30 protein-coding genes are annotated in these 24,883 nt (G+C 63.9%); 12 read left to right on the plus strand and 18 right to left on the minus strand.

The features are described 5' to 3' along the window. Positions 1–3 precede the first annotated feature (3 nt). Positions 4–1,068: an anthranilate phosphoribosyltransferase family protein gene (locus H0O22_RS10900; RefSeq protein WP_185186674.1), complete on the minus strand. Its 1,065-nt coding sequence runs from the start codon at positions 1,066–1,068 to the stop codon at positions 4–6. A 223-nt stretch (positions 1,069–1,291) separates the two neighbouring features. Here H0O22_RS10900 and cynS point away from each other — a divergent pair, with 223 nt between their 5' ends. Continuing rightward, complete coding sequence (cynS, locus tag H0O22_RS10905; protein ID WP_370521521.1) at positions 1,292–1,744, plus strand: cyanase; 453 nt, start codon at positions 1,292–1,294, stop codon at positions 1,742–1,744. 69 nt (positions 1,745–1,813) lie between these two features. On the opposite strand, the gene H0O22_RS10910 is transcribed toward cynS, so the two are convergent. From H0O22_RS10910 to H0O22_RS10930, 5 genes are all read right to left on the minus strand, one after another. Then, positions 1,814–2,599 carry a hypothetical protein gene (locus tag H0O22_RS10910; protein ID WP_185186675.1) on the minus strand — a complete coding sequence of 262 codons (786 nt, stop codon included), beginning with the start codon at positions 2,597–2,599 and terminating at the stop codon, positions 1,814–1,816. A gap of 3 nt (positions 2,600–2,602) precedes the next feature. After that, a complete protein-coding gene (locus H0O22_RS10915) occupies positions 2,603–3,490 on the minus strand; it encodes a formate/nitrite transporter family protein (RefSeq protein WP_185186676.1) in 888 nt (295 codons plus the stop codon). 53 nt (positions 3,491–3,543) lie between these two features. Then, positions 3,544–3,693 (minus strand): ferredoxin--nitrite reductase, encoded by a 150-nt coding sequence (locus H0O22_RS10920; protein WP_185186677.1) that lies wholly within the window; start codon positions 3,691–3,693, stop codon positions 3,544–3,546. A 104-nt stretch (positions 3,694–3,797) separates the two neighbouring features. Then, positions 3,798–5,366, minus strand: coding sequence for a ferredoxin--nitrite reductase (locus H0O22_RS10925; RefSeq protein ID WP_185186678.1), 1,569 nt, complete (start codon positions 5,364–5,366; stop codon positions 3,798–3,800). A gap of 211 nt (positions 5,367–5,577) precedes the next feature. After that, positions 5,578–5,799: a hypothetical protein gene (locus H0O22_RS10930; protein ID WP_185186679.1), complete on the minus strand. Its 222-nt coding sequence runs from the start codon at positions 5,797–5,799 to the stop codon at positions 5,578–5,580. A 24-nt stretch (positions 5,800–5,823) separates the two neighbouring features. Here H0O22_RS10930 and H0O22_RS10935 point away from each other — a divergent pair, with 24 nt between their 5' ends. Both H0O22_RS10935 and cobA read left to right on the plus strand, forming a co-directional pair. Then, positions 5,824–6,456: a hypothetical protein gene (locus H0O22_RS10935; protein WP_370521445.1), complete on the plus strand. Its 633-nt coding sequence runs from the start codon at positions 5,824–5,826 to the stop codon at positions 6,454–6,456. Continuing rightward, entirely contained in the window at positions 6,453–7,247 is a 795-nt protein-coding gene (gene cobA, locus H0O22_RS10940) for a uroporphyrinogen-III C-methyltransferase (protein WP_185186680.1), read from the plus strand. Before H0O22_RS10935 ends, cobA begins: the two co-directional genes overlap by 4 nt. Here cobA and H0O22_RS10945 read toward each other — a convergent pair. Both H0O22_RS10945 and H0O22_RS10950 read right to left on the minus strand, forming a co-directional pair. Next, entirely contained in the window at positions 7,234–7,608 is a 375-nt protein-coding gene (locus H0O22_RS10945) for a hypothetical protein (protein ID WP_185186681.1), read from the minus strand. The genes cobA and H0O22_RS10945 overlap by 14 nt on opposite strands. A gap of 51 nt (positions 7,609–7,659) precedes the next feature. After that, on the minus strand, positions 7,660–7,863 hold the full coding sequence (locus H0O22_RS10950) for a hypothetical protein (RefSeq protein ID WP_185186682.1): 204 nt from the start codon (positions 7,861–7,863) through the stop codon (positions 7,660–7,662). Between the two features lie 632 nt (positions 7,864–8,495). Between H0O22_RS10950 and H0O22_RS13365 the strand changes: the two genes are divergently transcribed. Next, the gene (locus tag H0O22_RS13365) at positions 8,496–8,657 is read left to right on the plus strand and encodes a hypothetical protein (RefSeq protein WP_255439296.1); all 162 of its coding nucleotides are present in this window, start codon (positions 8,496–8,498) and stop codon (positions 8,655–8,657) included. On the opposite strand, the gene ureC is transcribed toward H0O22_RS13365, so the two are convergent. The 4 genes from ureC to H0O22_RS10975 all read right to left on the minus strand — a co-directional run bounded on the left by ureC (position 8,654) and on the right by H0O22_RS10975 (position 11,996). After that, complete coding sequence (gene ureC, locus H0O22_RS10960) at positions 8,654–10,366, minus strand: urease subunit alpha (protein ID WP_185186683.1); 1,713 nt, start codon at positions 10,364–10,366, stop codon at positions 8,654–8,656. The two genes, H0O22_RS13365 and ureC, sit on opposite strands and share 4 nt — an antisense overlap. A 10-nt stretch (positions 10,367–10,376) precedes the next feature. Then, a complete protein-coding gene (locus H0O22_RS10965; RefSeq protein ID WP_185186684.1) occupies positions 10,377–10,694 on the minus strand; it encodes an urease subunit beta in 318 nt (105 codons plus the stop codon). A 6-nt stretch (positions 10,695–10,700) separates the two neighbouring features. Then, entirely contained in the window at positions 10,701–11,003 is a 303-nt protein-coding gene (locus H0O22_RS10970) for an urease subunit gamma (protein WP_010313747.1), read from the minus strand. A 69-nt stretch (positions 11,004–11,072) separates the two neighbouring features. Beyond that, positions 11,073–11,996 (minus strand): urease accessory protein UreD, encoded by a 924-nt coding sequence (locus H0O22_RS10975; RefSeq protein WP_185186685.1) that lies wholly within the window; start codon positions 11,994–11,996, stop codon positions 11,073–11,075. Between the two features lie 78 nt (positions 11,997–12,074). Between H0O22_RS10975 and ureE the strand changes: the two genes are divergently transcribed. The 8 genes from ureE to urtE all read left to right on the plus strand — a co-directional run bounded on the left by ureE (position 12,075) and on the right by urtE (position 19,217). Further along, on the plus strand, positions 12,075–12,575 hold the full coding sequence (ureE, locus tag H0O22_RS10980; protein WP_185186686.1) for an urease accessory protein UreE: 501 nt from the start codon (positions 12,075–12,077) through the stop codon (positions 12,573–12,575). After that, positions 12,568–13,242 carry an urease accessory protein UreF gene (locus H0O22_RS10985; protein ID WP_255439297.1) on the plus strand — a complete coding sequence of 225 codons (675 nt, stop codon included), beginning with the start codon at positions 12,568–12,570 and terminating at the stop codon, positions 13,240–13,242. The genes ureE and H0O22_RS10985 overlap by 8 nt, the downstream gene beginning before the upstream one ends. A gap of 45 nt (positions 13,243–13,287) precedes the next feature. Beyond that, on the plus strand, positions 13,288–13,893 hold the full coding sequence (gene ureG / locus H0O22_RS10990; RefSeq protein WP_185186688.1) for an urease accessory protein UreG: 606 nt from the start codon (positions 13,288–13,290) through the stop codon (positions 13,891–13,893). Positions 13,894–14,089: 196 nt separating this feature from the next. Beyond that, positions 14,090–15,379, plus strand: a complete 1,290-nt coding sequence (gene urtA / locus H0O22_RS10995) for an urea ABC transporter substrate-binding protein (RefSeq protein WP_185186689.1) — start codon at positions 14,090–14,092, stop codon at positions 15,377–15,379. Between the two features lie 92 nt (positions 15,380–15,471). Next, complete coding sequence (locus H0O22_RS11000; protein ID WP_185186690.1) at positions 15,472–16,626, plus strand: branched-chain amino acid ABC transporter permease; 1,155 nt, start codon at positions 15,472–15,474, stop codon at positions 16,624–16,626. A gap of 4 nt (positions 16,627–16,630) precedes the next feature. Further along, entirely contained in the window at positions 16,631–17,758 is a 1,128-nt protein-coding gene (urtC, locus tag H0O22_RS11005) for an urea ABC transporter permease subunit UrtC (RefSeq protein WP_185186691.1), read from the plus strand. Further along, complete coding sequence (gene urtD / locus H0O22_RS11010; RefSeq protein ID WP_185186692.1) at positions 17,755–18,510, plus strand: urea ABC transporter ATP-binding protein UrtD; 756 nt, start codon at positions 17,755–17,757, stop codon at positions 18,508–18,510. The genes urtC and urtD overlap by 4 nt, the downstream gene beginning before the upstream one ends. Continuing rightward, positions 18,507–19,217, plus strand: a complete 711-nt coding sequence (gene urtE, locus H0O22_RS11015; protein ID WP_185186693.1) for an urea ABC transporter ATP-binding subunit UrtE — start codon at positions 18,507–18,509, stop codon at positions 19,215–19,217. The genes urtD and urtE overlap by 4 nt, the downstream gene beginning before the upstream one ends. 2 nt (positions 19,218–19,219) lie before the next feature. Here urtE and H0O22_RS11020 read toward each other — a convergent pair whose 3' ends face one another. The 6 genes from H0O22_RS11020 to H0O22_RS11045 are packed head-to-tail and all read right to left on the minus strand — an operon-like array spanning position 19,220 to position 24,873. Continuing rightward, a complete protein-coding gene (locus H0O22_RS11020; protein ID WP_185186694.1) occupies positions 19,220–20,041 on the minus strand; it encodes an aminotransferase class IV in 822 nt (273 codons plus the stop codon). Continuing rightward, positions 20,038–21,342, minus strand: coding sequence for an anthranilate synthase component I family protein (locus H0O22_RS11025; protein ID WP_185186695.1), 1,305 nt, complete (start codon positions 21,340–21,342; stop codon positions 20,038–20,040). The genes H0O22_RS11020 and H0O22_RS11025 overlap by 4 nt, the downstream gene beginning before the upstream one ends. A gap of 3 nt (positions 21,343–21,345) precedes the next feature. Then, positions 21,346–22,038: a 7-cyano-7-deazaguanine synthase QueC gene (queC, locus tag H0O22_RS11030; protein WP_185188408.1), complete on the minus strand. Its 693-nt coding sequence runs from the start codon at positions 22,036–22,038 to the stop codon at positions 21,346–21,348. A gap of 14 nt (positions 22,039–22,052) precedes the next feature. Then, entirely contained in the window at positions 22,053–22,682 is a 630-nt protein-coding gene (locus H0O22_RS11035) for a 7-carboxy-7-deazaguanine synthase QueE (protein WP_185186696.1), read from the minus strand. After that, the gene (locus H0O22_RS11040; protein WP_185186697.1) at positions 22,679–24,328 is read right to left on the minus strand and encodes a CTP synthase; all 1,650 of its coding nucleotides are present in this window, start codon (positions 24,326–24,328) and stop codon (positions 22,679–22,681) included. The genes H0O22_RS11035 and H0O22_RS11040 overlap by 4 nt, the downstream gene beginning before the upstream one ends. 59 nt (positions 24,329–24,387) lie before the next feature. Further along, positions 24,388–24,873, minus strand: a complete 486-nt coding sequence (locus tag H0O22_RS11045; RefSeq protein ID WP_185186698.1) for a Dps family protein — start codon at positions 24,871–24,873, stop codon at positions 24,388–24,390. Positions 24,874–24,883: the final 10 nt, after the last annotated feature.

Below are 24,883 nucleotides of genomic sequence, written 5' to 3' on the forward strand. Positions count from 1 at the left end.
TGCTCAACCCATCTCCTGGCGGAGCCGTTGGAGATGGGTCATGACGGCCCCTGAGCGGAGCAGTTCCCGGCTCCGCTCAAGTCCGTTGGCGTGGGTGCTTTCGAGCCCCGTCTGCCAGAGGTAGGTGCCGGCATTCCAGACCAGGGCGGTCGCGAGCTCCCCTTGTCCGCCGAGGGCGGCCGCGGCTTGGCTGCTCCAGGTCTCCAGTCCTTCCCACAGGGGATCAGCCCCGTAGCAGCCGTTGTCCCTGGGGTGGAGGATTTGGCGTCCCTCGTCCCCCGGGCGAGGCCTGCCGGTGACGCATGCCCGGCTGATGGGCAGATCGGTGCTTCCTTCGAGGCCTTTGACGGTGAGCACGTTGGTTTCGCCGGCCAGCTCGAGTGCTTTCCAGGCCCGCGCTTCGGTGGGTGGGTGCACAAAGCCACTGACCAGGAGATGCTCGCCTTGGTGCGCAGTCCAGAGCAGTTCCAGGCTCGCGAGGGGTGGTCGCTTGCCGAGGTCCTCCCGATAGGGAATCAGGGATTCGGCGTCGGGCAGGTGATCGGGTTGATGCACCAGGGCGAGATCGCAGCGCTGGAGTTTCTCTTGCACCCACGCAACGCTGCGGCCGGCAAGTTGGAGGCCCAGGGCCGCGAAGAGCTCCATGGCGGTGATGCCGTACTTCACCGGAATCCGGCCCGCCCCTTGCAGGACCACGGGCAGTCCGGCGCTGGAGAGCACCAGGGCGGTCAGGGGATAAATGGGGGCCGTTCGGGTTCGCCCGTCGAAGGGCATGCCGAAGCTGATGGCCGGCTTCTCGGTCCTGAGTTGAGGGCCGCGCTGGCGGTAAACATCAAGCATCCCGGTGAGTTCCTGGGGCTCGGGCCTGCGTATGCGGTGCGCGATTAGGAAGGCGCCGATTTGGGCCGGACTGGCCGCTCCGTCGAGCATCAGCTCAAGGGCATGGGCAGCCTCTTCCCGGCTCAGACCACTGCTGGTGTGCTCGCCACTGCCCACTTTCTGCAGATAGGCCTTGAAGGTTGCTCGGCCTTGGGAGCTGCTGTCGGCGACGGGTGCGGCGATGGTCATGCCGACGAGGGAACAGTGATTTGATTTTCTGCCTCGACAGGGCCCGTTCCGGTAACAGCGGCTACCAAGTGGTTCCTGGCTCCGTAGCAACGGCTGCGCAGCGTGTGCGCAACTGCGGCGATTCTTGTTGCTGAACGGATGGTTAATCGCACTCCATTCTGTTCACTCCTCTCATCGCTATTGGCCTGTCTCCATGACGGTTACACCCGTATCCATGCCCTCGTTGGCTGCCCCTTCTGCGGCCACCATCACCGCCACATTGATGGCAGCCAAGAAGGCCAAAGGCCTGAGCTTTTCCGATCTGGAATCCGCGCTGGGTCGTGACGAAGTCTGGATCGCTTCATTGTTCTACGGTCAGTCGACTGCATCGCCTGAAGAAGCTCAAAAGCTTGCCGAACTGTTGAGCCTGGATCACGCCATTACTGAGGCCCTGCAGGCGTTCCCGACCAAGGGTGGCCTCGATCCCGTGATCCCCACCGATCCTCTGATCTATCGCTTCTACGAGATCATGCAGGTCTACGGGATGCCCCTGAAGGACGTCATTCAGGAGAAGTTTGGCGATGGAATCATGAGTGCCATCGACTTCACCCTGGACGTCGACAAAGTGGAAGATCCTGCCGGTGACCGAGTCAAAGTGACGATGTGCGGCAAATTCCTTCCCTATAAAAAGTGGTGAGTTGACCTCCCCACGCAAAAGCCCCCGAAAGGGGGCTTTTTTAATGGTTTCACTTGCGAGCCTGAAGCGCTATTCGCCCAGCGTTTGCTCAATCCAGGCTCGATGTCTGATTTGGGCCTTCAGCTGCCGCTCCAGCGCTTCCTCGAGCCGGGTGCCGGCGAATTGGCTTCTGAGGGCAATCAAGTGCTGGCAGCTCTCGAGGCTGCCAATGCAGCCCAGGGCTTGCAGGGCTGTTTCGGCGACGCCTGGCAGGGCATCGAGGCTGATGCAGCGGCGAATCGCTTCGAGAACTGTGGGCTCATTGCGGCGCTGCAGCAGCTTGAGCGTCGCAATGACGATCTCGGCGCGGAAATCTTGGAGTAAGGGGGCCGTCAGCCGAAGCATCGCGCTGGCGTCGAGGCTGCGGTTGCGGAAGGTCAGCAGCGTGAGTCCGGCGAGGCGATGGCTTTGGCCGGGGGCATGCAAGGCGGATTCGATGATCTCGAAATCGATCAGGTTTCCCCAGCAGCCCAGAGCCTCGAGCACCTCGGGTTCCAGGTCGCCAGCATTCGGCAGCCAAGACAGGAGTTGCTCGCAGGCTTGGGGGTGGTGACAGATGCCAAGGGCGCGGATCAGCGGTCTCGTGATGCCCTGCGATTGGCAGAGGGGAAGAATCCACGCAATGGCCTCGGGTCCGGCCATCCCCAAGCGCTCAGCGAGGCTGAGGGCCAGGGATGGATCACAGACCCGAGGCAGGAGTTCACTGAGTTCCTCCAGGGACAGGGGCTGTCGCCGCCAGCGTCCTAGCCGCTCGCTTAAATCCGCTTCTTCCTGGGGTGACAGAAGGGTGGAGACAGGGGCGACAGCAGTGGCCATGGATCAGCGAGCACCCAGTTCGGCAGCCAATTCGCGTTCCAGCTTCTCGTCGTGCTCAGTCGGCAGGACGTTGCTCACCTTGGTGCGATGGGTGCTGTAGAAGAGCATTCCGATGAACACCATTCCGCCCACGATGTTGCCGAGGGTGACGGGCAGGAAGTTCCAGAAGATCACCTTGGTGTAAGGAACGCCTGAGCCAAGGATGGGGCCTGCGGTGTGCAGGAATTGATTCACAACGATGTGCTCCATGCCCATCGATTGGAAAGCCGTGATGGGGAGCCAGCAAGCCAGGATTTTGCCTGGGACGCTCTTGCTCACCAGGGCCATGGTCACGCCGAGGCAGACCAGCCAGTTCGCGACCAGGCCGCGCAGGAAGGCGAGGAAGAAGCCCATGCTTCCAAGAGCCTCGTACTTCTTTTCAACGTTGATCACGTTGAGGGCCATGATTTTTTGTGCAACCGCATCCCAGATCGGAGGTCCGACGTTGTCAGCTGCGCCATTCATGGTGCCGCTGGTGAGGCTGATCGCCATGATCACGGCCACAACGGCGGTTCCGAGCCAGTTGCCAACCCACACCCAGGCCCAGTTCCGGAAGGTGGAGCCCCAGGTGCTTTTGCCAGCCCAGGTCGCCATCGGTAGCAGGGCGAAGTTGCCCGTCACCAGTTCCATGCCGAACAGCACGATGCTGGCGAAACCGAAGGGGAAGAGCAGTGAGCCAACGAAGGGTGCCTTCACGGTGATGCCCACCGTGAGAGCCAAGATCACTGCCAAGCCAAGGATGGCGCCGGAATAAAAGCCACGGATCAGCAGGTTTTTAACGCTGACGGTTGATTTCTTGCCGCCGGCGGCAATCATGCCGTCGACGAGCTCATTGGGAAGGACGTAATCCATTGAGTTGGTTACGCACTCGAAGTGCGCTCAGGGGATGCAGGTGGATGGTGTGATTAACCGCTGATGCGGTTCATCAAACGGGAGACGATGTCTGGACTGCCGTTGGGCCGATTGACCGGAGCTTTGTCGTCGCCGCTGTTGCTGATCCAATTGACAAAGCGAGAGAAGAGGTCGCTTTTGCGTTGGGGTGTTGCTGAAGTCACTTTGGGAATCAAGATGTCATCAATGGAGGTCAGGCTTCAAAAGAAAAGAGCACCTGAGATCGTCAAGATGATGGCTTTCTTGTGATTGCAACTCCCGTTATTTACTACCGGGGCTTCGCACCGAACTGTTCAATCAGAACCTCCTTGAGAACCGCTTGGATCTCACTGGCTGGAATGCCTTTGCGATGCAGTTCGCCGACCTGTGGGTTGGCACCTTGTGAACCGCCAATGGTGAGGTTGTAGCCCTCGCCCATGCCGCCGTCTGGCTGTTTGGTTTTGGTCCCGGTGAGGCCAATCGCACCCATGTAGGCCTGGCCGCAGGTGTTCGGGCAGCCCGTCCAGTGGATCTTGAGCTCCTCAGGTAGAACCAATTCGCGATCGAGGGCCTCAGCGGCTGCGAGGGCTTGATCTTTGGTGTTGGTGAGGGCAAAGCTGCAGTAGGTGTTGCCAGTGCAGCTCACGGTTCCAGCTGCGATGTGGCTGGGCTGGAGACTGAAGCGTTGCAGGAGCGGCTCGGCCTCAAAGGCCTGGACTTGGGCGCTTGCGATGCCGGTGAAGATCACGTTCTGATCTTCCGTGAGCCGGACTGAACCATCGCCATGGCGCTCGGCAATGGCTGCGATGTCTTGGAAGTCCTCAGCACGTAGGCGGCCGACGGGCACGTGGACGCCGGCGTAGTGCAGGTCCTCTTGTTTCTGATTGTGGATGCCGTAATGGGAGCGGGGTTCGGCGTTGAAGACGGAGCCCGGATCGGGGGTGAGGGGTCCGAAGCGCTCTTCAACCATGGCCCGGAACGTCTCCAGCCCCACCTCATCGAGATAAAGGCGGAAGCGGCCCTTGGGACGCTTGTCCCGTTCGCCGTTGTCGCGCCAGATCTTGATGACGGCCTCGGTGATCGCGCAGATTTGATCCGGCTTGACCCAGGCGTTCAGGGGGATGGCATAGGCGTTCATCTGGGAGGAGAGGATGCCGCCAATCCAGACGCCAAAGCCCATTTCGCCGTTGTTCTCAACGGGGTGGAAGGCGATGTCGTTGTGGAGCAGGAAGTTGTCGCGGGCGCCGGCAACGGCCGTATTCCATTTCCGCGGCAGGTTGGAGAACTCGGGGTTGCCCTGGTGGTTGCTGGTGAGGAAGTTCTCGAGCTCCTGGGTGTAGGGCCGAGTGTCCACAATTTCCAGGGGATCGATACCGGCGATCGGGTTGCCGGTGACGTTCCGCGGATTGTCGAAGGCCGACTGAATCGTGGTCAGGCCGACTGCTTTGAGTTGGCCCAGGATCTCGGGCAGGTCCTCGAGGAGGATGCCGCGCATCTGAATGTTCTGGCGCGTCGTGATGTCAGCGCTGCCGTTGCTGCCGTAGCGGGCAACGACATTGCCGACGACCCGAAGCTGCTCGGCGGAGATCACCCCGTTGGGGACCCGCAGGCGCATCATGAACAGCCCCGGGGTTTTGGGCCTCCAGAACATGCCGTACCACTTCAGGCGCAACTGAAGGTCGGTCTCGTCAACGTTTTCCCAACCGAGTTGGGCGAATTTCTCAATCTCACTGCCAACAAGGAGGCCATCTTTGGCTGCTTTGTTTTGCTCGATCTTGTTGAGCTTCTTGCCTTCGAGCCAGCTGGGTAGTGCGCTGGTTGTTTCAGTGGTGTTGGACACAGTTGGCGTGGCCACCATGGGAAATCGGTTCAGATGAAGTCAGCAACTGAGCCGTTTCCAAAGAAATGAACGACTAGTGGGGTGAATGAAACCACTCGCCCTGTTCCCTCTTGTGTCGCCGTTGCTACGGATCGAGGTTGTTCCTTGCCAGAGAGAAAAAGGGTGTCAACGGATACCTAAAGGGGGCCCGTCTTCCGGGTTGATGGTGTCGCTTTCCGCTTCTGGCCACTCAGTATTGGCGTCCGATTTCGCCCAGCATCCGGGTCGCACCGTTGCGAATCATTTGCCAGACCTTGCCCATGGCGGCGAGGTCGGCGTCCAGCTCGCGTCGCCAGTGCGGGGTGGACTGCATCGGCCGGGTGCGGGGCCTGTCGTAGTCGGCTCGTCCATAGACGGGCCGCTCGTAAGTCGGACGCCGGCGGGAGCTCGGCAGGGGGCGAGTGGATGGCATGGTGAAGCGATGAATCCGATGGGCGTGACTCCATCAGCAGGACCGGGGTGCTGGCGGTGGCCGTTGCTACCGAAGCCCGTTGCTGGCGAGCGCTCCCCCCTGCTCTTGGTCGTCCATGGCCATGCCGGTGGTCAGATTCCAGAGGTTCTGGTGGATCTGGTTTCCGAGTTGGTCCGGGGCCGTCAGGCTCCCGTCTGGATGCAGGCCCTGACCGCGGATCCCCTGGACCTGCCTCAAGGCCTGCCGCTGGTCTTGGTTCCGCTGCTGTTGACTCCAGGCAGTCACGTTCGCTCGGACGTCCCGGCCATTCGTCAGCGCCTGCGTGACCAGGGACATCGCGTCCAGGTCCTTCCTTTCCTGGGCGCTTGGGGGCCCTGGCTGGAGCATCTGCGCGGCTTGGCCGCCCCCGCGGTTCTGCACCATCCGCTTCGGCCAGGGGTGGCGGATCGCTATCTCGCGGCCTTAAGCGCGTACGTCGGTGTGCCCTGCTTAAGTGCAGATCGCAGTGGTGAAGGCGATGCGGCGGCATTGCCCTTGGCCCTGGCCCCCAACCGGATGACGGCCCACCTGCAGACCGAAGCGTCCCCCTGTTTGGCGCTGCTGGAGCGCCCCGCTACCCGTCAGTTTTTGCTCAACCTCCTCCTTGATCTGCCATGACCGCTGACGTTGCCAGCAAGGTCTATTTGGTGGGGGCGGGGCCTGGGGATCCCGACTTGCTGACCGTGAAGGCCCATCGCCTGCTGAGCCAGTGCGATGCCCTCGTGTACGACTCCCTGGTGCCTCGGGAGGTGCTGGCCTTGGTGCCGGAGGGCGCCGAGCAGCACTTTGTAGGCAAGCGCCGGGGGCACCACTCCGTGCCCCAGCCCAGCACCAATGCGGTGCTCGTGGAGATGGCCAAGCGTCATCGCTGTGTCGTGCGCTTAAAGGGTGGTGACCCCTTTTTGTTTGGCCGGGGCGGTGAGGAGGCGGCCCATCTGGAGCGCCATGGCGTCGCGGTGGAGGTCGTGCCTGGTGTGACCGCTGGCATTGCCGCACCGGCCTACGTCGGGATTCCCGTGACCCATCGCCGGGCGGGCAGTTCCGTCACCTTTGTCACGGGCCACGAGGAGATCGATAAGCGCCGGCCGGGCGTCGATTGGCGCGGCTTGGCCCGCAGCAGTGACGGCCTGGTGATCTATATGGGCCTCCACAACCTTCCGCACATTTGCGAGGAGTTGATGGCCGGTGGCTTGGAGACCTCCACCCCAGCGGCCGCTGTTCAGCAGGGAACGGTTCGCGGCCAGAAGGCCGTTGTCTCCACCTTGGGGGGATTAGCTGATGCGGTTCAGGCGGCCGAGCTCGCTTCCCCCTCGATCGTTGTGATTGGCGACGTCGTGAATCAACGGGTCGAGAGCTGTGCCCCTGAGCCGGCGATGGTGGAGATGCCGATTCCCCTCAAACAGGGCTGAGGGCGATCTGCGGGCGCCGGGGGCGTCCCAGATGCAGTCGCTGTAGGGACCACCCCCGCTGCTGAGGGCTCCCCTGCTGGGCACTCAGCCAGCTGTCGTCACGCTCCTTCAGTGCTGTTCGATCGCTGACCTCTTCTCCGCCATACAGCAGATGGATGATCCGATCGGGATCAATGTTCAGTTCAGCTACCTCGTCCCAGAGGGCTTGGCTGGCTTGGGCATCCGCCCGTCCGATCTGCGCGTCCACCAACTGCTGGGCCAGAAGGATCACCAGGGCTTGTTCTTTGCGAGTGGCAAAGCTGTCACTGCTCACCCCGGCTCTGCCGGGGCGGTTGGTGCAGCTGCTGGAGGGGGCTGTCATAACAACCTTCCAATGATGGGACTAACGCTACTCAGGTCTGCGCGAATTGGCTCAAGCTTCAGCGCGCCAGTTGGGCAGTCCGAGCGCATCCCGTTGGCTGAAACGCTCACAGACGGCATAGGCCGCAGGCAGGTTGGCGACGCGTTCCCAGTTGCCGTCGCTGTCGTTGTGGTTCACGACGTAGCCGCCGCCGCCATCGCGGGCGATCCGGCAGCCGTCACCGGTGAGTCCGACGAGATGCAGATGGTCGCCCATGAATCCGACTGCTGACTGAGAGATTTTTAAGACCGGCGAATGGGATCGAACTCTGTGTTTGTTTCCCCACGCAATCAAACGTGAGGCTTGAGAACACAATCGAAACGCTGCTTCAGCTTTTCTTTGGGATCATCCCTGATTGCAGCTGATTTCTTTGTTTTTGTAGGTCAATGTGCCTAGGGAGGCGGTGTTTACTTGGGCTGCGTCTGTGATCCCCGCTCGCGCCCAGTGTCAGGAGCTCGTCATATGCGTGGGTGGGTTGAGGCTGCGCTTTCCACCCGGGTCAGCCCTGGCTAGAGCGAAACCAGTGAGCGTTGTCTTTCGATGTCAGCTGTCCTGCGTGCCGGACTTACCGCCTTGATCAGCGGCAGTGCCCTGATGGCCTCCGGGCCAGCGCTGGCCTCCTGCCAGTTCCTCACCCCCGTCGGCGGCAACGGCCAGAGCAACATCGTCACTAAGACCATCAGCTTGGGCAGCCCCTTGCCCTTCAGCCGCCCGAATGGAATACGGACTTCTTCGTCAACCAGCCCTACAGCCACTGCAAGCTGTTTTTCACCGCCAATTCCTCGGTCAGCGCGACCTACCCGATCCAGGCCTACCTGAAATTCACCGATGGTTCGAATCTCCAGGTGGTGAATGACTCCTATGCCCCCAATGTCGGCACCGGGCGCCAGTGGGATGTGCGGGCCGTTCCGGGCAAAACCGTGAACCAGGTGAATTTCAAGATCGGCGCTAGCGCTGACCAGGCCGCCACCGGCTTCACCTATCGGATCTCCGTGCAGGGCTGCAACTAGAGCAGGAAGTAGCGCTGCGCCATCGGAAGTACCTCAGCGGGTTCGCAGCTGAGCAGTTCGCCGTTAGCAAAGACCTCGTAGGTCTGCGGGTCGACCTCCACCCGGGGCAGGGCGGTGTTGTTTTTCATCGCCGCCTTGCTGATGCCTCCGCGGGTGTTCAGTACTGGAACGCAGGGGCGCTCGAGCCCCAGTTTTCGGGGCAGATCGCCATCCAGTGCGGCTTGGCTCACGAAGGTGAGGCAGCTGGGGGCCAGTGCCTTGCCGAAGGCCGCGAACATGGGCCGTCCATGGACCGGTCCAGGGGTGGGAATCGAGGCGTTGGCGTCGCCCATCTGGGCCCAGACGATCGAGCCCCCTTTGATGACGAGCTCCGGTTTCACGCCAAAGAAGCCGGGTTTCCAGAGGACCAGGTCCGCGAGCTTGCCGACCTCCACGGAGCCGACCTGTTGATCCAAGCCATGGGCGATGGCGGGGTTGATCGTGGTCTTGGCGATGTAGCGCTTCAGGCGAGTGTTGTCGTTGCGGCTGCTGTCCTCCGGGAGGGAACCCCGCTGCACCTTCATCTTGTGGGCGGTCTGGAAGGTGCGGGTGATGACCTCGCCAACGCGGCCCATGGCCTGGGAATCGCTCGCGATGATCGAGAAGGCACCGATGTCGTGAAGGATGTCTTCGGCGGCAATCGTCTCGCGCCGGATGCGTGACTCGGCGAAAGCCACGTCCTCCGGGATCTTCGGATCGAGGTGGTGGCACACCATCAACATGTCGAGGTGCTCCTCGAGGGTGTTGCGGGTGTAGGGACGGGTGGGGTTCGTACTGCTCGGCAGGACGTTGGCTTCACCGCAGATCTTGATGATGTCCGGGGCATGGCCGCCGCCCGCCCCTTCGGTGTGGAAGGTGTGGATGGTGCGCCCGCCGATGGCGCGAATCGTGTCTTCGACAAACCCCGCTTCGTTCAGCGTGTCGCTGTGGATGCACACCTGCACATCGAAGCGATCGGCCACGCTTAAACAGCAATCGATGGCGGCCGGCGTTGTCCCCCAGTCCTCGTGAAGCTTGAGCCCGCACGCCCCGGCGTGGACCTGCTCTTCAATCGCCTCCGGGGTGGAGGCGTTGCCTTTACCGAAGAACCCGAGGTTCACGGGTAGCCCCTCGGCGGCCTGCAGCATCCGACCGATGTGAAAGGCCCCTGGCGTGCAGGTGGTGGCGTTGGTCCCCGTGGCCGGTCCCGTGCCGCCGCCAAGCAGTGTCGTCACTCCACTGGCGAGGGCCGTTTCGATCTGCTGGGGGCAGATGAAGTGAATGTGGGTGTCGATCGAGCCCGCCGTGAGGATGTGGCCTTCACCGGCAATCGCTTCGGTGCCTGGGCCCACGACGATGTCGACCCCCGCTTGGGTGTCCGGGTTGCCCGCCTTGCCGATGCCGCAGATGCGGCCATCACGGATGCCGATGTCGGCTTTGACGATCCCCCACCAATCCAGGATGAGAGCGTTGGTGATGACGGTGTCGACCGCTCCATTCGCGCGGGTCGTCTGGGCTTGGCCCATGCCGTCGCGGATCACCTTGCCGCCGCCGAACTTCACCTCATCGCCGTAGACGGTCAGGTCCCGTTCCACCTCGAGGATGAGCTCGGTGTCCGCCAGACGCAGGCGATCGCCGGTGGTGGGGCCGTAGGTCTCGGCGTACTGACGGCGTGAGATGCGGTAGGGCATGGGGTGTCAGTCAGTCGAGGGGGCCGTTGATCAGGCCGTTGAAGCCAAAGACGCGCCGCGCGCCGGCGTAGGGAACCAGTTGCACCTCGCGACTGTCCCCTGGCTCGAAACGAATCGCGGTGCCGGCAGGAATGTCGAGCCGCTGTCCCCGGGTGGCTTCGCGATCGAAGTGCAGGGCGGCGTTGGCTTCAAAGAAGTGGAAGTGGGAGCCCACCTGAACGGGGCGATCTCCGGTGTTCGCCACCAGAACCGTGGTGACGGGGCGACCGCTGTTGAGTTCCAGCTCGCCCGGTTCAGGAATCAGTTCCCCGGGAATCAATCCAGCCATGGCTGATCAGCGAATGGGGTCGTGCAGGGTCACGAGTTTGGTGCCGTCCGGAAACACCGCCTCGATTTGGACTTCGTGGACCAGTTCAGGAATCCCTTCCATGACCTGATCGCGGCTCAGCCAGGTGGTGCCCTCAGCCATCAGCTCTGCGACGGTTTTTCCGTCCCGGGCCCCTTCAAGCACCAGAAAACTCAGCCAGGCCACCGCTTCGGGATGGTTGAGCTTGAGGCCGCGGTTTAAGCGGCGTTCGGCCAGCAGGGCCGCGGTGACGATCAGGAGCTTGTCCTTCTCCTGAGGGGTCAGATGCATGGTGAGGCGGGAGCCTGATCCACTGGATGGGTCCCCATCACTCTCGTTCTGGGCCGGGTCCTCCTCTGTTCAGACTGAACAGTCAGGCCTGGGGGCAAGCGGGTTCTCCTGGAAGGGCCAGACCCGGGGCGGCTCCGGTGGGGCAAGTCCTTGGACCGCCCGAATCAGGGCCCAAATCCGGCAGAACCAGAAGCGGGCGGCCTGGCTGGAGGGGCCGCGGTAGCGGGCCACGAGTCCCTGTTCGAGCGCGCCGCAGGCCATGGTTCCCTCCAGGCCTGCCCGTTGTTCGCGGCAGCTGTGGAGTAAGGCCTCGAGCGCGGTTGAGCTCAGCGGTTCCCCGGCAATCCAGGCCAAGGAGCCAAAGACCGGTTGGTCCGCCATGCCGTGCTCACCCGTCAGTGCCGCTCCATGGAGCTCAAGGCGGTCCACCAATTCCCAGTGCTCGTCCTTGGCTCCGGTGCGGGTGACTTCCAGGGCAGAGCGCCAGCGGCCTTGCTGGAGGTCTTCGCCGGCTGCCGTGCGTCCGAGCCGCACAACCTCGGCCCCGAGAAAACTGGCGCCCGGTGCCAGTTGGACGCGGCAGGTCTGTTCAAACAGGCCATTGGCGTAGAGCACGAGCTCCTGCGGGAGCCACTCCAGCTGGCTGCCTTGCTGCAGGTTGAAGGTCAGGGTTTGCCGTGACCAGGCCCCCTGGGGGTGTTGGCGGGAGCGTCCGACGCTGCCGTAGACCTTCTGGGCCGCGACGCTGGTGAGCAGGGCCTGGCTCTGGGGCTGGAGCTGGGCCGTGATCTGCAGTTCGTCGCCGCCCACCAGACCCCCGGCGGTGTGCAGGATTGGCAGCTCGCAATGGCCACTGCTCTGCAGCTGTGCCCGCTGCAGCTTCAGCGGCGAGCTGGCCTGACCTTGATGGATGGTGCGTTGGCGATCCGTTGAGCCCCGCCGTTCGAACTGGAGGTCGAGGCGCCCTCGCCACGCGGATTGCGGTTCAGCCATGGCCGCATACTCCGGTCCCGTCGCGCCTGCTTTGGTAACAATCAGCACAAAGGCCAGGGGTGGTCACTTGTCAGGGTGATGCCTTTCGGATCCCATCAGGTGGAGCAGGGTTCAGCGATCGTCTTGGTGGAGCGTCACTCCGAGGGAGCGCTGCCCCAGTCCGGGGCCGCCCCCTTGCAGTTGGCCCTGACGGCTGATGAGCGCACGAGCCTGCGGGGCCATCGCCGCAGTTGCTGTGGCCGTGATCTCGTGCTGCAGCTTCCCCGTGGCGCGGCTCTGCAGCCCGGGGATTGCCTGGTCAGCGACGACGGTCAATGGCGGGTGCAGGTCGAGGCGGAGCCGGAGCCGGTGATGCACGTCCGCAGCACTGACCCCTTGGCCCTGCTGCAGGCGGCTTATCACCTGGGGAATCGCCACGTGGCGATGGAGTTGCATCCCGACCGCCTGGTGCTCTTGCAGGACAGCGTCCTGGCGGACCTCCTGCGGCAACGGCAGCTGCAGGTGGAGTGTCTCGATGCGCCCTTCCGGCCTGAGGCCGGTGCCTATGAGGGCGTTCCCCATGCCCACTCCCATGGCTGATCGGCTCCGGCTCTATCAGTTGGTCAGTCCGGCGCTGCCGGTGGGGGCCTTCAGCTATTCCGAGGGCTTGGAGGTCTTGGTTCAGTCCGGTCGGCTCAGCTCCGAGCAGGCGATGGAGGATTGGCTGAGGGCGGAGCTGCTGCGTGGTGGCGTGGCCATGGAGGCCGCCGCGCTTGCGCCCTTGATGGCGATGCTGCGCGCCTGGAGCGCTGGTGAGCCGGAGGCGGAGCGGCAGCTGCGAAGCCTGGATCGTTGGTTGCTGGTGCAGCGCGAAGCGGCGGAGCTGCGGGCCCAGCAACGCCAGATGGGACGGTCCTTGGTCACGTTGTTCGCCGACCTCGGTTGGCCCCTGCCCCAAGTCGGGGTCCCGTTGGCCTGGCCAGCGGCCTACGCCTGGGCTTGCGTGTCCCTCGCGTTGGATTCGCCGGAGGTGGAGGAGGCCTACCTCTACTCCTGGGTTGCCAATCAGCTCAGTGCGGCGGTCCGTTTGGTTCCGTTGGGCCCGACCCAGGCCCAACGCCTGCAACTCAAGCTCGCCCCCCTCTTGGCCCAGCGGGGGCAGGAGCTGGCGGCGCTGGATCCGCGGCAGCATTGGAACGGAGCGGTGGGGGCGGGGACGGCCCAGTTGCGCCACGCGGAGCTTTACTCCCGTTTGTTCCGCAGCTGAGCCGATCACCATGCTCAACTTCAACGGTGCTCAGGGGCTGAGGCGATGACGACCAGTCGTTTGCGGGTGGGTGTGGCCGGTCCGGTCGGCTCGGGGAAGACGGCTCTCGTGGAGGCGCTCTGTCGTCGTCTGCGTGACCGACTGGAGCTGGCGGTGGTCACCAACGACATCTATACCCAGGAGGACGCCCAATTCCTGACCCGCGCTGGAGCGCTGGAGCCCGGGCGCATTCGTGGCGTCGAGACTGGAGGCTGTCCCCATACGGCCATTCGGGAGGACTGTTCGATTAACCGAGCGGCCGTCGCGGATCTCGAGGAGGCCTATCCGAATCTCGATCTGGTGCTGGTCGAGAGCGGTGGTGACAACTTGGCGGCCAGCTTCAGCCCGGAGCTGGTGGACCTCTGCATCTATGTCATTGATGTGGCGGCTGGAGACAAGATTCCGCGCAAAGGCGGTCCTGGCATTACGCGATCCGACCTGCTGGTGATCAACAAGATCGATTTGGCGCCCATGGTGGGGGCCAGCCTTGAGGTGATGGAGCGCGACACCGAGCGGATGCGCCCGGGCCGCGGCTGGTGTTTCACGAACCTCCACAGCGGAGAAGGCCTGGAGCAGGTCGAGACCTTTCTGTTGCAACAGCTACCGAGGTAGCTGTTGATCTGTTGCCGTTGATACGGCGCAAAAGTCGCCGAATTCTTTTTGAATTTGACTCAAGTCTGGCTGGACTCGTAATTGTCGATTTGGTGCTGATTGCTACCTGGGAAGCCCTGCCTCGATCAATACATTCCTCTTACCGCTGAACGACGGCGGCGGCCTTCATTGATTCAAAGTTATGGCATCTCCTTTGATGCGCAAGTCTTCGTTGCGTCTGCTGACCGGTGCAACGGCCCTCGCTACTTCGCTGAGCTTGGTGGCCTGTGGTGGCGGTGACTCCGCCTCCAATGTTCAGTACGACGACACCGTCAAAGTCGGGATCCTTCACTCCTTGACCGGCACGATGGCGATTTCGGAGTCCACTCTGGTGGACACCGAAAAGATGGCCATTGATGAGATCAATGCCGCCGGTGGTGTCACCGTTGACGGCAAGAAATACAAAATTGACTACATCGTTGAAGACGGCGCATCCGATTGGCCGACCTTTGCTGAGAAGTCCAAGAAGCTGATCGATCAGGACAAGGTTCCTGTGGTCTTCGGTGGTTGGACCTCCGCCAGCCGCAAGGCGATGCTGCCCGTCTACGAGTCTAAGGACGCCTTCCTCTACTACCCGATTCAGTACGAGGGTCAGGAGTGTTCCAAGAACATCTTCTACACCGGTGCAACTCCGAACCAGCAGTCGGAGCCCGCCACCGAGTTCATGTTTAAGAAGTCGCCTGCCGCTGGCAAGCCCTTCTTCCTCGTGGGATCCGACTACGTCTTCCCCCGCACCTCCAACACCATCACCAAGCAGCAGCTCAAGTCGCTGGGCGGCAAGGTTGTGGGTGAGGACTACCTGCCTCTCGGTAACACCGAAGTGGCTCCGATCATCGCCAAGATCAAGAAGGCGATGCCCAATGGTGGTGTGATCATCAACACCCTGAATGGTGACCAGAACGTTGCTTTCTTCAAGCAGATCCAGGACGCCGGTCTGACCCCGGCCAATGGCTACTACGTGATGAGCTACTCCATCGCGGAAGAAGAGATCAGCACCATTGGACCTGAGTTCCTCGAGGGCCACTACGGCGCTTGGAACTACATGATGTCGATCGACACCCCGGCATCGAAGAAGTTCGCCGCTGACTTCAAGAAGAAGTACGGCAGCGATCGCATGGTCGCTGACCCGCAGGAGTCGGCCTACAACATGGTCTACCTCTGGAAGGCCGCCGTCGAGAAGGCCAACAGCTTCGATGACAACAAGGTCCGCGAAGCCCTGATCGGCATCGAATTCGATGCACCCCAGGGCAAGGTCAAGGTGATGCCCAACCATCACCTCTCCCAGACCGTGCGCATCGGTGAGATCACCAAGGACGGTCAGTTCAAGATCCTCCAGTCCACCAACGGTCCTGTGGCTCCTCAGGCCTGGAACCAGTACGAGCCCAGCTCCAAGGGTTACGCCTGCGACTGGACGGACGCCAAGAAGGGTGAGCGCTACAAGCTCTGATCGCCCTCTCCGGCCGCTCTGACTGATGGGGGAGTCCTTCCGGGGACTCCTCTTTTTCTGCTTTCTCCCCTGCTTGCCTGCTTCGGATTTCCGTGCAACTGCTGTTTGAAAGCCTCTTCAACGGCGTGGCCATCGGCTCGGTGTTGCTGATGGCCGCCCTTGGACTGGCGATTGTGTTCGGCTTGATGGGGGTGATCAACCTCGCCCATGGCGAGCTGATCATGCTCGGCGCCTACACGACCTACGTCGTGCAGCTGATCTTCAAGCTGCCGGCCTTTGAACCCGTTTACAACCTCTATGTCTTGGTGGCGATTCCGCTGGCCTTCGTGGTGAGCGGCGTCGTCGGAATCCTCTTGGAGCGGACGGTGATTCGCCGTCTCTACGGCAATCCCCTCGAGACCTTGCTGGCGACCTGGGGGGTGAGCCTGATCCTGCAGCAGTTCGTGCGCAGTGTTCCCCTGGCCACCGCCGCTGGCGTGGTGCTCGCCCTGGTGGTGGGCTTCAGCTTGCCGTTGGTGTTGCCCGCCCCCCTGCTGGAGGGACCGCGGGCGCGACTCGTGCGTGCCGGTTGTTGGGCGACCTCGGCCTTGGTCGGGGTGCTCTTGGCGGGTGGTCTGGCTTCTCAGATCTCGCGGATTGCCCGCGCCACCTCCAGAAACGTCGACGTGACTGCGCCGCAATGGATGCGTGGTGGCTTGGAGTGGGCCGATCTCACCCTGCCGGTGCCTCGGCTGGTGATCATTGTGATGACCGTCGTCTCGGTGCTTGGCGTCACCCTGTTCCTCAACCGCAGTGTTTGGGGAACACGCATCCGCGCCGTGACCCAGAACCGGTCCATGAGTGACTGCCTGGGCATTCCGACGGACACCGTCGATGTCCTCACCTTCGGCATTGGTTCTGGACTGGCGGGGATCGCCGGCGTTGCGGTCTCGCTCCTCGGCTCGGTGGGGCCGAATGTCGGCGGCTCTTACATCGTTGGCTGCTTCATGGTTGTGGTCCTCGGTGGCGTGGGCAATCTCTTTGGCGCCGTCCTGGCGTCATTCACCATTGGATGGCTCACGGATCTGATCGGTGCTGGTCGTCTGCTGACGCTCTGGCCTGCGATGCCTTCTCCGCTGGCCGCGACGGTGAAGTTCTTCGCCACGACGAGCATGGCGCAGGTGATGGTCTTCGCCCTGATCGTTCTGTTCTTGCAGTTCCGTCCCGCGGGCCTCTTCCCGCAGAAGGGACGCATGGTGGAGGCCTGAACTGATGTTTCAACGTTTTCAGCAGTCCCGCTGGCCGCAGCTCCTGCTGTGGGTGCTGATCATTGCCGCGATCGTTGCGGCACCCGCGGTCCTGCCCGTGTTTCGTCTCAACCTGCTGGGCCGTTTCCTCTCGCTGGCGATTGTTGCTCTGGGCATTGATCTGATCTGGGGCTTCACAGGGCTGCTCAGCCTGGGGCAGGGCATCTTCTTTGCCTTGGGCGGCTATGCCGCGGCGATGTATCTGCAGCTCAATAGCTCTTCCGGTTTCCCCAATGGCATTCCGGAGTTCTTCGGCCTCTATGGCGTGAAGCAGCTTCCGGCGTTTTGGCAGCCCTTCCATTCGCCCCTGTTCACCCTGGTGGCGATCTGGTTGATCCCGGCCGTCCTGGCGGCCGTGCTCGGCAACCTGGTGTTTCGCAACCGCATCAAAGGGGTCTACTTCTCGATCCTGACCCAGGCGGCCCTGCTGGTCTTTTTCAACTTCTTCAACGGCCAGCAAAAACTGATCAACGGCACCAACGGTCTCAAGACCGACGTGACCCAGTTGTTTGGCCAGATGGTGGGTTCGCCGGAGATGCAGCGCGGCTTCTTCTGGTTCACAGCGCTGATGGTGATCGCGGCCTGGGCCTTTGTGCGCTGGGTGGTGCGCGGTCGCTTTGGCGATGTCTTGATTGCCATTCGCGATGACGAGCCGCGGCTCCGCTTTGCGGGGTTCAACCCGACCCTCTTCAAGACGATCGTCTTCGCGATTGCCGGTGGTTTGGCCGGCATTGGGGGGGCGCTCTACACGGTGCAATCCGGGATCGTCTCGCCCCAGTACATGACCGTCCCCTTCTCGATCGAGATGGTGATTTGGGTCGCCGTGGGCGGTCGCGGCACGTTGGTGGGCGCCATCTTGGGTGCCGTCGCGATCAACTACGCCAAGAGCCTGGTCAGTGAGGCCATGCCCCAGAGCTGGCTCTTCATCCAAGGCGGCCTGTTCATCTTGGTGGTCACCGCCCTGCCGGAGGGCGTCATCGGTTGGTGGCGTAGCGATGGCCCCCGCAACCTGCTCACGCGCCTGGGCATCGCCCGGCGCATTGGCACCTATCCGCAACTGGAACTGGACGGACAAGAGGAGGTTCAGCCATGAGTGCCCCCCTGCTTGAACTGCGCGAGATCACCGTCAGCTTTGACGGATTCCTGGCCCTGCGTGATCTCAACCTCAGCCTCCAGCCCGGAGAGCTGCGGGCGGTTATTGGCCCCAACGGGGCGGGCAAGACCACCTTCTTGGATGTGATCACGGGCAAGACCGCACCCACCGAAGGGGATGTCCTTTTTCAGGGACGCTCCCTGGTGGGCCGCGCGGAGCACCGCATCGCCAGGTTGGGCATTGGGCGCAAATTCCAGAGCCCCCGCGTTTTTGAGAAGCTCAGCGTTCAGGAGAATTTGGCCTTGGCGGTGAGTCGCCCCAAGCAGCCCTGGCCTCTCCTGTTTGGTCGCCTCGGCGGCCAGGAGCGAGAGCGGGTGCATCACCTGATGGGCATCGTCAATCTGCAGAGCCGTGCGGACTGGGAAGCCGGAGCTCTCTCCCACGGCCAGAAGCAATGGCTCGAGATCGCGATGCTGGTGGGCCAGGACCCCGACCTGCTGCTGGTGGATGAACCGGTGGCGGGTCTGACCGATGAGGAGACCGACCTCACCGCCGACTTACTCAAGTCCCTTGCCGGTGACCACACGGTGCTCGTGATTGAGCACGACATGGAGTTCATCCGTCGCCTGGAGAGTCCTGTGACGGTGCTGCACCAGGGGCATGTGCTCTGTGAAGGAACCATGGATCAGGTCCAGGCCGATCCCCGGGTGATTGAGGTCTATCTCGGAACATCAGAGGAGGAACAGTCATGACCGCCCTGTTGGAGATCTGTGGGCTGAACACCTATTACGGCGAGAGCCACATCCTGCGGGACGTCGACCTCACCGTGAATGCCGGGGAGATGGTCTGCCTGATTGGCCGCAATGGGGTGGGAAAGACCACCCTGCTGAAGTCGCTCATCGGCCTGCTGCGCGCCCGTCAGGGCTCCATCGGCTTCAACGGTGCTGTCCTGGACCGCCAGGCGCCCCATCAACGGGCGCGCGCTGGCTTGGGGTATGTGCCGCAGGGACGAGAAATCATCCCGCAACTGACCGTGGAGGAGAACTTGATGCTCGGCATGGAGGCGCTTCCCGGGGGGTTAGCGCGCCACCGCCGCATTGATCCTTTTGTCTACGAGCTCTTCCCGATCCTGCGGGAGTTCTTGCCCCGTAAGGGTGGGGACCTCAGCGGCGGTCAGCAGCAGCAGCTGGCGATTGCCCGGGCACTCCTTGGGCAGCCCAAATTGCTGCTGTTGGATGAGCCCACCGAGGGGATTCAGCCCAACATCGTTCAGGACATTGAGTCCGCGGTGCGCCGGATCATTGCGGAGACCGGCATTGGTGTTCTGCTCGTCGAGCAACACCTCCACTTTGTTCGCCAGGCGGACCGCTACTACGCGATGCAACGGGGGGGCATCGTGGCCAGCGGCCCCACCGCCGAGTTGAGCCAAGACGTGGTCAATCGTTTCCTCAGCGTTTGATCTCAGTCCGCCACGAGTGGATCAAAGAGGGCCCTGATCTCCTGCCGGTTGTGGGGGGTTAGGGCTTGGCCATCCAGGCGTTCGATCGGCCTGCAGCTCAGGCTGTTGATCAACAGCCAGCGGTCGCCGCTTTGGGGTTGGGCCTCGAGCCGCGCTTCCTGGACGAGGCCACGGCTCAGCAGCTGGCCGCGCATCACCCCCGGGAGGCAGCCGCTGCTCAGGGGTGGCGTGAGCCATTGGCCCTGGCGTTGCACCAGCAGGTTGGCGGCGGTTCCGCAGCAGAGTTCACCGCTCGTGCTGAGGAGCAGGGCGTCATCGGCTCCTGCCATTTGGGCTTCGCGGCGGGCCTGGATACCTTGCCCGTAGGCAAAGGTCTTGCATTGGCTCAGGCGGCTGGAGCCGTTGCGCCGCTCATGGCGACTCACGATTGCCCGCACGGCTGAAAACTGGGGGGTGGTCGCACTGAGCTGCAGCCAGAAGCGCGGCGCGAGGGACTCCGGGCGGTCCAGACCGCGGCCGCCACTGCCTCCACTCCAGTTCAGCCGCAGGGCGCCATGGCCATCGGGTAGATCGCAACGGGCAATCGCCTCCTCCACCAGCGGTTCGACCACGGCCGCCTGGGGCGGCTCGGGTAGGCCCAGCAGCGCCGCACTCTGGCGCCAGCGCTCGAGGTGGGGCTCCAGCAACCGGGCGCGTCCATCCAGCACCAGCACCGTTTCAAACAGACCGTCGGCCAGCAGGAGACCGCGGTCATTGAGGGGGAGTTCGGGCGCGTTCGCCTCCACCCAGCGGCCATCGATCCAGCTCAGGCTGCGGCCCTTCATCCCAGGGCCTCCAGCAGCGGGTTCAGCTTCCAGCCCAATTCGTCGGCTTCGGCCTGGGGATCGGAGTCAGCGACGATGCCGCAGCCCGCATGGCAGCGCAGGGTGGTGCCGTGTTGGAGCACGGTGCGGATCAGGATGCTGCTGTCGAAGCTGCCATCCCAATCCCGCCGAAGCAAGGAGCCGCAGTAGGGCCCCCGCGCCACCGGCTCCAGTTCGGCGATGCGCTGGCAGGCCCGCAGCTTCGGTGCCCCGGTGATGGAGCCCCCCGGCCAGCAGGCCTGCAGGAGGTCGACCCAACTGGTGCCCGCCCGCAGTTGGCCGGTGACCACCGAGGTGAGGTGGTGGACCTGGGCGTAGCTCTCGAGGCCCACCAATTGCGGTACCTGGATCGAGCCGCTCTCGCAGACGCGGCCGAGGTCGTTGCGCAAGAGATCGACGATCATCACGTTCTCGGCGCGGTCCTTGCTGCTGCAGACCAACTCCGCCGCCTGATCGGCGTCTTGCTGGGTATCGACCATGCGCGGCCGGGTGCCTTTAATCGGGCGCGTTTCGACCTTGCCGCTTGGGCTGACCTGCAGGAAGCGTTCCGGCGAGGCCGAGATCACCGCTTCCCCGGGGGCGACCACGAGGCCGGCAAAGGGGGCTGGGCAGCGCCGCCGCAAACGCTCAAACAGGCCCAAGGGTTCAGCGGGGGCCTCCAGTGGACTGGAGCAGCAGGCCGTGAGGTTCGCCTGAAAGATGTCGCCGCTGGCGATGCGTTCACGGATCCGCTGGACCCCTGCGCTGAATTCTTCCGGGCTGCTGTGCCAGTGCCAGTGGGAAATAGGCGTTGGCTCCGTGGGGTTGGCCTGGGTTCCAGCCAGTGCCTCCGCCCAGGTGGCCATGGCCTCCAGACGTGTGGGGTCGAGCCCCTCCAGCCAGAGCCTCTGCTCCTGCAGGTCGAAGCGAAAGATCGGATCGTGGCGGGCGATCCAGAGGGTCGCCATCGCATCGGCCTTCCAGTGGGCCGAAGGTTCCACCCAGGCGGCGGCTTCGTAGCTGAGCCAGCCGCACCAATGCCCCTCCCCCAGCTGGCGCAACGCCGTGAAGGGATTGCGACTGCCGCTCTCCTCCGGGAGGCCGCGGCAGACGATCTGCTCGAGCGGATCGGCGGCCAAGCTGGCCCAGCGCCCCAGGCTGCTGCCGTCCCCATCGAGCCAGATCAGCCCCTCCGAGCCGAAGCGCGCGGCGAGGTGGCGGGCGAGGTCAGCGGGTTCGATCCAGGGGAGCGGCCGTTGGCTGGGCTGTGGAGCGCTGCCCATCGTTTAGGGGCTCGTCAGGTCGGGGCGCCCGGCCTCGATCAGGGCCGCATCGCGAATGCGGCAGCTGTCGCAGACGCCGCATGGATGCTCGCCGCCGCTGTAGCAACTCCAGGTCTGCTCAATCGGTACCCCCAAGCGCAGCGCCTCCTGGACGATCTTGGTTTTGCTCCACTCCACCAGGGGCGCCCAGAGCTGGGTGCCATGGCCCTCTCGGCCGGCCTTGCTGGCTAGGTCCGCCAGGGTCTGGAAGGCGCCCAGGTAATCCGGGCGGCAATCCGGGTAGCCGGAGTAGTCGACCGCATTGACCCCCAGCACCAAGCGTTCGGCGCCGCGGGCTTCCGCCAGGCTGAGGCCGATGCTGATGAACACCGTGTTGCGCCCCGGGACGTAGGTGCTGGGGATCACCCCGTCCTGCACCCCCGTGTTGGGAACCTCCATGGCGGGGTCCGTCAGGGCTGAGCCACCCCAGGCCGCCAGGTTGACGCTGATGCTGTGGTGTTCGGCCAGGCCCAGGGCCTGCGCCACCGCGGCGGCGGCCTGGAGTTCGCGCCGATGGCGCTGGCCGTAGTCAAAGGAGAGGCCGATGACGCGGTAGCCCTCCGCTTGGGCGAGGGCGGCGGCGGTGGCGGAATCCAGCCCTCCGGAGAGCAGGGCGATGGCGGTGGGCAAGGTTTCGGTGGAGGGCACCGTCTCCATGATGCCCACTCGCCTCAGCGCACCCCGAGCCACTTGTGGGATTGCAGGCTCAGGCGCCAGCGGGGCCGGGCTTGCACGAACTCCAGGGCCAAGGCCTGCCCTTCGCGGCAGTCCCAGCCGGGCTGCAGCAGCCAGGTCGCCTGGGGGGCTTGGCTGGCGCTGACCTCGGCAAAGAGCAGGTCGGCGGCTTCGTGCACGATCACCTTCAGCTCATCGCAGCGCAGCAGCAGCTCCGCCCGCGGCGGTTGATGACGCTTGGGCGAGAGGCTGACCCAATCCGGCGAGCCACTGAGGGGATCGACGCCGCTGGTTTCCAGGTGAATCGGCAGCGCGCAGCGCTGGCGGATGGCTGCGCAGAGGGGATCGAGGTTGTGGTGCAGCGGTTCTCCGCCGGTGATCACCACGAAGGCCGCCCCCGCGTTAGCCGCCTGGGCTGCGGCGTCGGCCAGGGCTTCGGGGCTCTGCTGCGGGTGGGCCGCGGCGGGCCAGGAGTGCTTGGTGTCGCACCAGCTGCAGCCCACCGTGCAGCCCCCGAGACGGATGAAAAAGGCGCTGCGCCCGGCATGGATTCCCTCTCCCTGCAGGGAGTGGAAGGTCTCCACGACGGGTAGGCCGCTGGAGCCCAATGGCTCCTGCTCACTCATGCGCCGGCGACGTTCGCCCCTTGGGCAATCGCTTCACTAGGGCTGGAGGGAAGCCGCTGTTGGGCCGCCTCGATCAGTCCGCGGAAGAGCGGGTGGGGCTGGCCGGGACGGGAGAGGAATTCGGGGTGGTACTGGCAGGCGGTGAAGAAGGGGTGGTTCTTCAGCTCAATCAGTTCCACCAGGCGGCCATCGGGGGAGGTGCCGCTGATCTCGTAGCCGGACTCCAGGAAGAGGTTCCGGTAGGCGTTGTTGAACTCGTAGCGGTGGCGGTGGCGTTCGTAGACCACCTCATCGCCGTAGAGGCGGTGGGCCAGAGTGCCGGGGGCGACCCGGCAGGGGTAGACGCCGAGGCGCATCGTGCCGCCGAGGTCGACCACGTCCTGTTGCTCGGGCAGCAGGTGAATCACCGGATGCGGGGTCTCCGCGTTGAGTTCGGCGCTGGTCGCGCCGGTCAGGCCGGCCTGGTTGCGCGCCCACTCGATCACGGCGCACTGCATGCCCAGGCAGAGGCCCAGGAAGGGAACCCGTTGCTCCCGCGCCCAACGGATGGCGGCCACTTTGCCATCGACGCCGCGGTTGCCAAAGCCCCCGGGGACGACCACGGCATCCATGCCGCGCAGCAGGGCATCGGCCCCTTGCTCTTCGATTTGTTCGGCGCAGATCCAGTGCAGATCCAGGGCGGCATCGCGGTCGATGCAGGCGTGGCGGAGGGCCTCCACCACCGAGAGGTAGGCGTCGTTGAGCTGCACGTACTTGCCCACCAGGGCCACCTTCACGGCGGCGCCGGGGTTGCGCAGCTTGGCGACCATCTGCTCCCAGCGCTGCATGTCGGACTCGTGGTCCGTCAGGCCCAGGAGATCGAGCACCTCGCGGCAGAGACCTTCCTGCTCGAGAGTGATGGGAACTGCGTAGATGCTGTCGGCATCGAGGGCGGGGATGACGGCCCGGGTGGGGACGCCGCAGAAGCCGCCGATCTTGCCCTTGAGCTCTTCGTTGATCTCACGGTCGCTGCGGCAGACCAGGACATCCGGCTGGATGCCAATGGAGCGCAGCTCCTTGACGGAGTGCTGGGTGGGTTTGGTCTTCAGTTCACCCGAGGTGCCGATGTAGGGCAGCAGGGTGACGTGGACATAGGCCGTGTCGTTGCGGCCCACATCACCGCGGAATTCGCGGATGGCCTCCAGGAAGGGCAGCGACTCGATGTCGCCCACGGTGCCCCCGATCTCGGTGATCACGACATCCGCACCGCTGTTGGCGGCGACCCGGTGGATGCGCTCGCGGATCTCGCCGGTGATGTGGGGGATCACCTGCACGGTGCCGCCGTTGTAGTCCCCGCGGCGCTCCTTGTTGATGACCGATTGGTAGATCGAGCCGGTGGTCACGCTGTTCAGGCGTGACATCGCGGTGTCGGTAAAGCGCTCGTAGTGCCCCAGGTCGAGGTCGGTCTCGGCGCCGTCTTCGGTGACGAAGACCTCACCGTGTTGGAACGGGCTCATCGTGCCCGGGTCCACGTTCAAGTACGGGTCGAGCTTCAGGATCGAAACGCTGTAGCCGCGGCTCTTGAGCAGGCGCCCCAAGCTGGCGGCCACGATCCCTTTGCCGATGCTGGACACCACGCCACCGGTCACGAAGACGAATTTGGCCATGGCTCCTGAAGCGACCCTTCAATGTACCGGCCGGATCTAGGGGCCCCAGCTGCTAAGGCCTATTGATCGAGGAGGCTGCGCAGCATCCAGGCGGTTTTCTCGTGGATCTGCAGCCGTTGGGTCAGCAGGTCTGCGGTCGGTTCATCACTGGCGGCATCGGCCAGCGGGAAGATGCTGCGCGCGGTCCTGGCAACGGACTCATGGCCGCTGACCAGCAGCCGGACCATCTCTAGGGCGGGGGGCTGCTGGGGCGCTTCGGCAATCGAGGCCAGTTGGCCCAGGGCCGTGCCGCCATGGGGCGCGACGACCCCCAGGGCACGGATGCGCTCGGCGATGACATCCAGGGCGGTCCAGAGCTCCGTGTACTGGTCCATGAACATCAGGTGGAGCGTGTTGAACATCGGCCCCGTGACGTTCCAGTGGAAGCCGTGGGTGTTGCCGTAAAGGACGTAGGTGTCCGCGAGCAGGCGGCTCAGGCCCTCAGCGATCTCCTGCCGCTGGGCTTCAGGGATGCCGATGTCGATGCTGGGCATGGTGCTGGCCATCTCTCGTGCG

The organism is Synechococcus sp. LTW-R, from assembly GCF_014217875.1.
Lineage (GTDB): Bacteria > Cyanobacteriota > Cyanobacteriia > PCC-6307 > Cyanobiaceae > Vulcanococcus.